This window comes from Lachnospira eligens, assembly GCF_009680455.1.
Lineage (GTDB): Bacteria > Bacillota > Clostridia > Lachnospirales > Lachnospiraceae > Lachnospira > Lachnospira eligens_A.
The window spans coordinates 303422-315319 of sequence record NZ_WKRD01000001.1; the positions used below are offsets into that span (position 1 = coordinate 303422).

Consider the following 11898-nt stretch of genomic DNA (forward strand, 5'->3'; position numbering starts at 1 on the left):
CCTTGTTCTGCCATATTGTTTTAACCATCAATTACGACATCTGTCTGTGCATCATAATATTTACCATCAGCTCTGATAGCACATCTATATGTGCCGCTTTCCATATCCGTTGTATCTATTCCACAAAAAAACGGTGCATAGTTAATGTTCTTATCCACACCTTTTCTTAAATGAAATACTCTGTCACATACTGACTGTACCTTAATCCTATAACAATTCTGTTCATTCCACAGAAAAATTACGGGATTATAATACACTTTATTTCCGTTATATGCAAATCCCCTAAGCTGCATATCATCATGATACCCTGTTTCTGTCACCTTAACTGTAGGTGATACTTCCATATATCCTGCAGCCGGCCTTAATCTGTCAGCTTTCTGAGGTTTTCTGTATATTACAGAATATATCTCATCTCCGAATCTGTAGTTATTCTCCGTCTGCGTAAGAAGCGGACTATAGAAAGGGTCATATTTCTCAAGCTTTGGATGTTTTTCATATGTCATATCCCTTGCATGCATATTACGTCTGTTCTTTTCTTCATCAACCTCATCATCACCTCTTGAGAATGATTCATGGTGAAAAAGGACCACGTCATTTCTTAAGACATTGTAATATCCCTGTTCATACAAAGTCAGGCATATATCAACATCATTATGTGTTACTTCAAATGCTTCATCAAATCCACCAGCTTTATCGAATTTAGCCTTCTCAATCATAAAGCATGCTCCTGTAACACACAGGCAGTCATAATCAGCGTAATTCCTGTGAGCCTTGATATTCTCATCATCAACTGCCTTCGCATACAGATGTGCAAAACAGCTTGATTCATAATTAATTACACCCACATGCTGGATATATGATGAGTCCGGATACAGAAGCTTTGCACCAACCGCGCCGGTACTTTCCTGCTTTGCCTGTCCGACAAGTACTGAAAGCCAGTCTGTGTCTTCATAATCCTGTCCGATTATTTCAATATCATCATTAAGGAACAGCAACAGATTACCTTTTGCTTTAGCTGCTCCAATATTACACATATGTGAGAAATTAAAATCTGCCTTTTCATACACATATGATGCCTGTCCTTCAAATGTATCTACAAGCTTCTCATACTCTTTTCTGTTGCTGTCATTACTTCCGTTATCAACAACAACAATTTCGTAATTAATATATTTCGTGAACTTGCGGATACTCTGTAAACAGCATTTTAATATGTCTGGATTATCCTTTGATGGAATAATTATACTCACCAGATCATATTCATTCGTAATATAATGCACATGCTCAACTGCTGAATCATGCTTATCTGCTACGATGTTCACATTAATTTCTGAACTTTCCAGAATCATTTTCTTAAAAGCTGCCATTCCGTCATCAGCAGTCCTGTATGATTTACTGTCAGTTCTTATGTCCTTAACAAGCACTTGATGGATATGCCCAACATCTGACGTCTTACACTTTGAAAGAATTATTAAAGACAATTCATAATAATTAATATTATCAACCGCGCCATGATTCTTACATTCATTAATAGCATCTATAAGAGCATTCTTCTTTGCAACAAATGCATCGCCAATATAATTGTAAGATAACAGTGTATCCCATGAATAATCAGGCTTGCAGTCAGGAAGTCCGCATCCAGCTTCCTGATTATACTTTTCCGAATCAGTATATATATATATAAGACTGCGTCCTGCCCTTTTCTGAATCCTTATATAATGTGAAACAATTGCTGTATAATCTTTATCGAATTCACAGCTTTCATCACACACGGCTATATATTCAGCATCCATTCCAGACACTGCTGCCAGCATGCTTTCATAGCTTCCACTATGTCTGCATATTGCTGTGCAGTCAGCCTTATTATCAGTAATACGCTGTTTTGGTGCGATTTTTTTTTGATAAATGCTATAAGCTTTCTCATCTGTCATATTCTGATGCATCTTCTGTTGTAATGCATACCCGAATGTCTTAAAGCCTTCTTTTCCAATAATCTGTGCTGCTCTCGTTAAAAACATTTTTACCTCTGATAATTACTCTAATTCCAGTGTATATGATTCTGTGTTAAGAGGGAAATTCCTGTTATAGAAAGGATCTCCTTCATCTAATTCTTTCTGCCATTTGCTCTTAAATGTATCAATCTCGCCTTTGAATCTTAATTGCTTTTCTTCAGTATCTTCATATCCTCTTGACTTAGATTCATAATGATACCACTGTGAAAATGCATCATATACTACAAGGTATCCCTTGCTTCTGACTTTCATGCAGAAATCAACATCATTAAATGCAACTGCATATTGTTCACACAAACCTCCTACTTCGTTGTATATTTCCTTTGATATCATAAGGCATGCAGCTGTAACCGCAGAATAATCGCTTGAAAGATATGCTCTTGACATATATCCGTACTGGTTAGCATCAAGACCTATGAATGCATGTCCTGCAATTCCGCCAAGTCCGATAATTACACCAGCATGCTGGATTGTTCCATCCGGGTACAATAACTTGGCACCAACAATTCCCACATCCGGACGCATGCAGTAACCAAGCATGTCTGATATAGAATCCGGTGCAATCATTTCAGTATCATTGTTGAGCAGTAAGATATAATCACCTTTTGCTTCCTTAACACCGAAATTATTAATTGCAGAATAATTAAATTCTCTCTTCCACACCAACACCTTAACATTAGAATATTCCTTCTGTATACTGTCATAATATTCAAATGTTTCTTTCTCTGTACTGTTATTTTCAACAATAATAACTTCTATATTCTTATAAGTATTGACATTAAACAGTGAACGTACACATTTATCAAGATCATCAATATGATCCTTATTAGGAATTACAATTGAAACAAGCGGATTTCCTGGTGTCTCATATATAACCCTGCTCCCTCCGAATAACTTACAAAGTTCAACCTTAGCCGGTATTCCAAGTCTCTTAAGATGGTCCTCAACAGCCTTTCTTCCTGCTTCATGGCAGTATGCCTTACTTGCTGGATTAGCTGCTGTAGAATTATCATGCATTCTCCAATGATATAATATCTTGGCAATATGCTCAGTCTTACGGGCTTTCTCAGTACATCTTAATATAACATCATAATCCTGTGCACCATCATAATCAGCCTTAAAGCCACCGATTTCCTTAAGAAGCTCTGTCTTAACACAGAAGAAATGTGTTATATAGTTATGAGATCTTAACAAATCAATGTTGTAATCTGTCTTAAAATTAGGATCAACATTTATCCAATCCGGTCCTAATATCTTATCTTCATCTGTATATACAGCATCAACCATCTTATCCTGAAATGCTTTAACAACTTCATATAAAGCATCTGGCTCTAATGTGTCATCATGATCAAGAAGCCCTGTTATCTCACCGTCAGCCAGTTCAAGTGCAGCATTAGTATTGCCTGCAATTCCCTTATTACTGTCTAACAGCTTATATACAATTCTTGAATCTTTCTTATGATAATCTTCAAGAACCTTCTCAAGCTTTGCATTACCGCAGCTTCCATCTGCTATACAAAGCTGCCAGTTACTGTATGACTGGTTAATTACTGACTGGATCATCTCTTCGAGATACTTAATAGGTGTATTATATGTTGGAACAATAATACTTACCTTTGGTTCATAAGCAAACTTCACCTTTTTCTGATTATCCAGCTCTTCCTGTGTAGCTTTATGAATTGCAAACCACTTCTTATATATCTCAGCCTGATCCATAACGCCATATAATCCGCCATATACATACTCTTTAAGATCTTTAAATCCATATAATCTTATGTGATGACAGAGGCGTGCGACATTATGTGGTGTTACAGCCTTAATCATTCTCTTGGTCTTATCTATATTGTAAATTCTTCTCTGTCTCTTAATCTCTTCATCTATATTAATATCAATGCTCTTGGCATCCGACTTAAAATGTAATACATATCCAGGTTTTTCATCTATTGTAATTGTGAATCCAACCGCTTTTTTTTCATCTTCTGTATAACCATTATCAATTAAATCAAGACGTTCACAGCGCACATTCTTGAATTCAAGCGGATTATTGCTTGTATCTGTCATATTGATTACAACATCACCTTCCTGTGCAACAACCCATCCTGCTACCCTGTAAACATGCTTGTCATCGATAGTCTTTTCCGGCCATATTCTGTCTATATTATACTGTAATATCTGATCCTGTACCGTATATACAACATCCTTCTCATCAGCACTTGCAATCTTACTTCTTACCCCTGCATCAACTACATATAATTCAATAGTCTTAACATCGCTCTTATTAACATCTGTTTTAATAATGAATCCTATCTTGCTGTCTCGCTTTAGATTGTTACTTATAAGAAGATCTAGCTTATCCTCTCTTGTTATATGTTCAACACTGCACTCTATTTTTCCCCCATTAATAAATAATTCAAATGAATAATCATCAAAATCCTTAGGAATATACCAGCCTGCAATTCTAATATGAAGTTTTCCCTGATTATCTGAAAGCTGTATATTAATTACATTATCACTCTTTTTCATAGCTACTACCTTTCAATTAACAGTTCTTCCATGTATGCTCAATTCTTGCAACACCCATATCTTCAATTCCTGATACAACATTAAACCTTGCTGCTTCTTTATAATAATCAATTGGTGTTCCATCAGCCTTCTCAAGCACTATATCAACCCAGTACTGGCTTCTTGTAAGTGTCATACTGTCAAACTCAATAACAATCTTTCCATCTTTCTCAAGGTCAAATGCATCAAGTCTGTCTATCTTAGTACTGCTTCCACTGCATAACTGACCATCAATTCTGTAAATCATATATCTTGCATGAACTTCTTTTACCGGAGTCTCAACAGAATAATCTATCTCTATCACGGCTTTTCTTCCTGTTTCAAGAGTTTCTGTCCTCTTGCCGTCATCACAAGACAAGATAACGTCATTAATTCTTGCCTCGAAACTTCCGTAACGCTTATCGTTACCACCTTCTTTATTCTCTTCCTCAGCCTTCTTAAGTCTTCTCTGCTCTGCTTCAATTCTTAAGATTCTGGCTCTTTCCTGCTCATCCTTGCTTAATCTTTCCTGATTCATATAATCAAGATAAGCAATATCAACTTCTCTTGGATCACCTTCCTGCTCAATCTGTCCATCTTTAATCCAGATTGACTTATCACATATCTCTTCAATCTGTCCAAGAGCATGTGATACGATAATAATAGTTGTTCCGTTAGCCTTAATCTCTCTTAACTTGTTGAAACATTTTGCCTGAAAATTCGCATCACCTACAGCAAGAATCTCATCAATAAGAAGGATATCTGCATTAACATTAATAGCTACTGAGAATGCAAGTCTCATGTACATACCTGATGAATATGTTCTTACAGGATTATCAATAAACTGTTGTAATTCTGAAAACTCGATAATATCCTCAAGTCTTTCATCTATCTCTTTCTTAGTAAGACCAAATATCGCAGCATTAGTGTATATGTTTTCTCTTCCACTCATGTCAGGGTGGAATCCTGCTCCAAGTTCAAGAAGACTTGAAACTCTTCCGCACATTTCAATAGAACCGCTGTCTGGATATATAATCTTAGTCAACAGCTTAAGTGTTGTACTCTTACCACAGCCGTTTCTTCCAATAAGACCTACTGCCTCGCCCTTCTTTACTGTAAAGCTTATATTATTAAGAACAACTCTGTTTTCATATCTGTTTCTCTTCCAGAACAGCATTTTCTCTTTAAGTTCATTACCTTTATCAAAATACACTTTAAAGCTTTTGGATACATTCCTTACTTCGATTGAATTCTCGTTGTTAAGCATACTTATCTCTCTTTCTTAAACATTAAAACTCTTCTGCGAATCCGCGCTGAAGTCTTCTGAATATAATTGCTCCCAGAATAACAAAAACAACGCCTGTTATAATAGCAACCAATAACGTAGACAAATCTGGAATTTCCTTATAGTAAAGAATCTGTCTGTATATATTGATTATTGGTGTCATTGGATTTAAGTTAAATATTGTCTTTAATATCTGTGGAACATTAGCATTCTCTACCATATCAGCGCCATACATAACTGGTGTCATATACTGTAATGCCATAACTACAATTCCAAGAATGTACTGTAAATCTCTTAAATAAACAGTAAGTGCAGAAACTATAAGTCCAATTCCAAGACATAATATATATTCAACAATCATTACAACAGGAAGATATAATAATGCAACCAGATTAATTCCTCTTCCTGAGATAAGAAGAACGATAAACACAACAACAAATGTAAGAATCATATTAATGAATGCACTTGTTACTGTAGATATTGGAATAACCTCTCTTGGAAAATATATTTTCTTAACCATGTTAGATTCACGCATTATACATGTTGAACCATCCTGAACACTTGAGCCGAAAAACATCCATGGTACAAGCGCTACGAAAAGGAACAGATAATACTGCTCATAATTGGCTCTCATAATTATTGAGAAAACCAGTGTAAACACTAAAAGCTGTAACAATGGGTTAATAAATGTCCACATAAATCCGAGCACAGAGCCCTTGTATCTTCCACGTAAATCTTTCTTTACCAGAGAAAATATCATTTCTCTGTATTCATACATTTCCTTTAAATGTTTCATAAATCCTCCATTTAATTATGGCTGTCAGAAATTCGCATATAAGAATCCGCTTCCAGCATCACTTGCATATCCCAGAACAAATATTGCTACTATAAGACCATAATAAATAAGCCATCTTACAGCTATTGGCTTTGCTTCTACGGCAGCTCTTATCTGTACTCCTCTTTCCTTCAGGATACTAATTATTAATACAACTATGCATCCGATTGCCAGAATTATGTAATCGGCCGGCTTTAAACCAATACTCTTGAACATTACAGCGTTAAGCTGGTCAAATCTTAAGTCTGTAATCATTCGTTTTATCATTCTGACTGCAGAACCCATACCTGCTGCACTGCAATCGAATACCCATCCGATATTAACAAGTATAAATGTTCTTAATATCTGCACACACTGCCACCACTTCTTATGTGGGTTAATATGACATGCATGTAAGCATTTTTTATAAAGTGGCTCTACAAGGTTACTGAATGCTATTATTATACCATTATACATACCATACATGATGTAACGCCATTCTGCTCCGTGCCATATACCTACTATAAAGAATATCAGAAGATTAGAAAGACATATAGGAAGCGTTTTGCCAACATGCTCACCAAGATGTTTCTTTCCCCACTTGCCAAACTTATTCATAGCCTTTGACAGACAGAATGGATAAAATACATAATCCTTCATCCATGTACCAAGTGTTATATGCCATCTTCTCCAGAATTCACCTATTGATTTACTGAAATATGGCTGTCTGAAGTTCTCATCCATAGTTACACCAAAAAGCTGCGCAACACCGATTACTATATCAATACCACCTGAAAAATCCGCATATAACTGGATTGAATACATAAGCACCGCTATTATTGCCATTGCTCCACCGTATTCATCAGGCTTGTTGAATATCATTGCCACAAATACTCCAGCCCTGTCTGCAAGAATCATCTTCTTGAACAGTCCCCAGAATATTCTCTGAATACCAAACTGTATATTCTGAAGATTAAATGCATTACCTGCAAAAAGTGTTTTCTGCAGCTTATCAAATCTTCCAATAGGTCCCTGCATAATCTGAGGGAAGAACGATACAAAAAGACATATCCTGAATGGATTCCTTTCTGCTCTGTATTTCCCCTGATATATATCAATAACATAAGATATTGACTGGAATGTAAAGAATGATAAACCAAGTGGCATCACATAATTGCTTAATGCATACACAGTCTTGTCAATTCCTATCTTATTAAGAACTGCTGTAATATTGCCTGTGATAAAACCACCATATTTTAATACTGCAAGTACTCCGAAATTAATAAGCATTGCTATTACAAGTATTATTCTCTTCTTATGCTTAACAGAATTCTTAAGTTTCTTCTTCTGTTCCCTGTTAATCTCTGCCTTGTGTTCTTTCAGATATGCATCTGACTTATCCTGTATGTATTCCATTGCTAACGCCGCGAGATATATAACAAGCGATGCTGCAACCATGAAAAGACTATTCTTCACATTAAATGAAAAATAATACAGATAACTTAACACAAGTAACCACATCCATCTTACTTTAGATGGAAGTACATAATATATAACTACTCCGATTAATATAAAAAACCAAAATAACGCTGTTGTAAATGACATTTTATTTCTCCACTACCCCGTACAGCCCTGCATCAGTATCATACATTTCCTGATATGAACTGTAGAAATATCTATTAATATCTTTAGTTCCCTGTTTATGTTCTTTAATAACTTTGCCAAGAAATTCTGAATATTCTTTTGCAAATTCTCCATTCATATGTCCTTCTTTATCAACAAAGTCCGAATCTGTTCTTGGCAGTACATCCTGTCTTGCCATGTTGAAATCATAATAGAAGATTCCATTCTCTGCCAGCAGATTATTTATTGTATTATGAACATTCTCCATATGAAGAGTACCTACACTGCTTGGAGTTATTGGAGATGTTACTGCGATAAGATCAATATTATTATCTCTGCAATATTTTATTATTTTCTTAATATACTTCAGAGGATAACCTGTAATTTGCTCTCTGCTTCTTACACTCCAGCTTTTTATAAGTTCTTTACCTGCCAGTTCTCCACTAACAGGCTTAATATAGAAATAGCCTCTTCCGGCATATGTTCCACCATCTACATCAAGTGAATAAATATCCGCTTCTTTGTAACCTTTTGACAATTTCTGTTCAATATTATCTTTCATATTAGACGGAGTAAACGTACATGCCTGTCTTCTTGTGAAAACATTCCTTATCTCCATACGTTCCATGTTATCGTATATATATTGCCACTTTACATATGAACGCCAATCCATCTGACATTGAATAAACTGTTCAGTATAGAATCCTTCTTTAGGAGGATTGAAATAATACTGATAATCAATATCAAGAATAACCGTCTTAATATCATTAGTTCTGCATGTCTCTTCGAGTACATAATACGAATCTTTTACTGTTTCTCCCGGAATTGCCATATTAATCGAATATGTTCCCGCATTCTTATCAATCTGCTCCGGATCAGATGATGCCCTTGCATGTGATGCTCCGATTACAACTGTATCATAATCAGTACCATTATCCTTAGCACACACATTTCTTAAAATGTAATTAACATAGCCTGTCTGTACGCAGGCAAAATCAATCACTCCCATTATAGCTGCAAGTCCCGCTAAGAATATTACGCATCTTATTATTGGTTTAAATTTTTTCATAACTACCTTCTATATATCATCTTTTTACAAAATATCGATTACTGATAATATTACGCATCCGTTACCTTGTCAATCAGCTTTTTCATGTATTTTTCTTAACCTCTCACTGACAATATCCGCAGAACGCTTGTACGCCAGATGTTCCCTGGCATATTTCTGACCATTCCCAGCAATTCTTTCGTAGAAATCCTTATCCTCATAAAGCCTTCTCATATAGTCTGCTGCCTCATCAACATGTGCATCAGCCCATACATTGCCCTTCTTGAACGGCTCATAGTCCTTATCAAGCTCTATCATGTCGTAACCGACCATGCATGCTGTATCACTGTTCATAAACTCTGTATTGCCTGACCAGTCAGTTGCAATAACAGGTGTACCAACATACATTGACTCAGCCATAACAAGTCCGAAGCCTTCTGAACGGTGGAGCGAAACATACACATCAACATCAGCAAGAAGTGTATTAACCTCACATCTTCCCATATGACCGCACATATAATAAATGTTATTGCAGTCCTCTATTACAGAACCAATAATCTTTTCATCTTCTGCAGATAATTCTGCCTCACTTATCTTAATAACAAGTCCGACATCCTTGTATTTTTCTTTCATCTGTTCATCTTTGCAGAATGCTTCTTTAAATGCTTTAATAGCGGCAAGCGGATTCTTTCTTTCCATAACGCTTCCACTGTTATACATTACAAGGAATAAGAACTTATCTTCCGGCAGATTAAAATGCTTTCTATCAAACTTCACAATATCTGTCTCAGGTGCAACACAGTGTGGGACTGTTATCACAGGCTTGTCTGTATATTTCTTCAAAGTATTCGTAACAAAATCAGACGGTGTCCAGACTTCATCAACAAGCTTGAATGCCGGAAGCCACTCTTCTGGAAATGTCTCCAGCTCCCATGCCCAGTATCCTATGTTATATCTGTAATCCCATACTTCTTTTCCAAGGCTTAAATATGCTACCATGAATTCACTTGCATTAACATGAATAATATTCACATCAAAAGGAAGCTCCTCTGTGAGTCTGTCATCATACGTATCATTGCTTCTTGAACCTCCTGGTGGAACAAAGAAATCCCTTATAACATGAGGTTCTTTATTCTCATCAAGCAGCCTGCACATAATTCTTGCGCTTTGTCCAAGTCCATTATCTCCCTTAATATTACCTATTATATTGGCACCACATTTGTATCTTCCTGCCTCATATTTTTCAATAGAATCAGCCGACAGCTTGTCTGTGGCATTATTAATTATCCCTGCTTTCATCTTACTTAAAAGCTTCATAGGAATAATCTTTGTCAGCACCGGTCTCAATGCTTCTCCCGTATTAAGAAAAAATTTTGATAAACCCATATAAACCTCAACATTCTATCTGTTATTCATCTGGCTGTTAATAAAGTCTCTCACCATACCACCAAGTCTTTCCGGTGTATACTTGTCCAACGCATGTCTGTATGCATTCTCATCAACAAGTCCAGAATTAATCTTCTTATCTATATTCTTCATTCCATTCACAAGACTTATAACCTTATCATCATCATCACCGGCAAGACTGAATCTTTCCACACAGTCACCTACTACCTCGTCAAATATTTTAAGATTACTTGCAAGTATTGGCTTATTATGCTTCATTACCTCTAATATAGGCATTCCGAAGCCTTCTGCCATAGAAGGAAACACAAAGCATGAACAATTGTTATACAAGTCATATCTTGTAGTGTGTGATACATAACCAAGATAAGTAAGACCTTCAACCTCTGTAAGTGCAGTCTCAAGAAGCTGCTCAATATCATCCTCCTGCATCTTACCGGCAAGAATAAGAGGTCTTGTTCCGCCTTCTTCCCTGTATCTTCTGTACGCTTTAACAAGGATATCAACGCCCTTACGCTTCTCCATATTACCTACATACAAGAAATAATTCTCATCCTTAGGCGGTACATATCTTGTAAGCGGATTAGATATAATGTAGGCATTGCAGCTTGGAATCTTCTTAGCCTTTGGAAAATACATCTCTGTGTCGTCCTTAGTCTGCTCCGAATTATACAGAATCATATCTGTATGTCTTAAAGTCACGCCAAGATTAAACTTAAAATAATAGCTGTATATTTTTCCAAAGTATCTTACATACTGAATAGGAAACATATCGTGTATTGTGATAAGTGTCTTAAAGCTTCCACCGAGATTAATAGGAATAATCGAATTAACCTCCCAGAATATATCCGGCCTCACCTGCTTTAATTCTTTCTTAATAAATGCAAAATATGCATACACACCCGCACTTCTATATACAGGCTTTCCCCATTCAATAACCTTGATTCCTCTAGCCTCAAATCTCTTAATATATTCACTCTCTTTAACATCTGTAAAAAGAATCCATTCAAATTCATCATATGTTATGAGCTGTTCTAAGAAGTCATTAAGATACATGCCCACACCGCTTGGTCTGCTGCCTAAAGTTCTTGCATCAACAGCAATCTTTAATTTCTTCATAACTGTATTCTCTGCCCCCAATAAATAATCTTTCATTCTATCAGAGTATTTCCAT

At 36.0% G+C, this 11898-nt stretch carries 8 protein-coding genes; all 8 read right to left on the minus strand.

The window, feature by feature from the left end:
- Nucleotides 1-20 precede the first annotated feature (20 nt).
- On the minus strand, nt 21-2015 hold the full coding sequence (locus tag GKE48_RS01525; RefSeq protein WP_012738371.1) for a glycosyltransferase family 2 protein: 1995 nt from the start codon (nt 2013-2015) through the stop codon (nt 21-23).
- Between the two features lie 15 nt (nt 2016-2030).
- Nucleotides 2031-4532, minus strand: coding sequence for a glycosyltransferase family 2 protein (locus GKE48_RS01530; protein ID WP_022099226.1), 2502 nt, complete (start codon nt 4530-4532; stop codon nt 2031-2033).
- Between the two features lie 16 nt (nt 4533-4548).
- Nucleotides 4549-5817, minus strand: a complete 1269-nt coding sequence (locus GKE48_RS01535) for an ABC transporter ATP-binding protein (protein WP_022099225.1) — start codon at nt 5815-5817, stop codon at nt 4549-4551.
- 22 nt (nt 5818-5839) lie between these two features.
- Nucleotides 5840-6631: an ABC transporter permease gene (locus tag GKE48_RS01540; protein ID WP_022099224.1), complete on the minus strand. Its 792-nt coding sequence runs from the start codon at nt 6629-6631 to the stop codon at nt 5840-5842.
- 24 nt (nt 6632-6655) lie between these two features.
- Nucleotides 6656-8254, minus strand: a complete 1599-nt coding sequence (locus GKE48_RS01545) for an MBOAT family O-acyltransferase (RefSeq protein WP_022099223.1) — start codon at nt 8252-8254, stop codon at nt 6656-6658.
- A gap of 1 nt (nt 8255) precedes the next feature.
- A complete protein-coding gene (locus GKE48_RS01550; protein WP_022099222.1) occupies nt 8256-9341 on the minus strand; it encodes a hypothetical protein in 1086 nt (361 codons plus the stop codon).
- Between the two features lie 69 nt (nt 9342-9410).
- Nucleotides 9411-10706, minus strand: a complete 1296-nt coding sequence (locus tag GKE48_RS01555) for a glycosyltransferase family 4 protein (RefSeq protein ID WP_022099221.1) — start codon at nt 10704-10706, stop codon at nt 9411-9413.
- A 15-nt stretch (nt 10707-10721) separates the two neighbouring features.
- Complete coding sequence (locus tag GKE48_RS01560; protein WP_022099220.1) at nt 10722-11879, minus strand: glycosyltransferase family 4 protein; 1158 nt, start codon at nt 11877-11879, stop codon at nt 10722-10724.
- Nucleotides 11880-11898 lie beyond the last annotated feature (19 nt).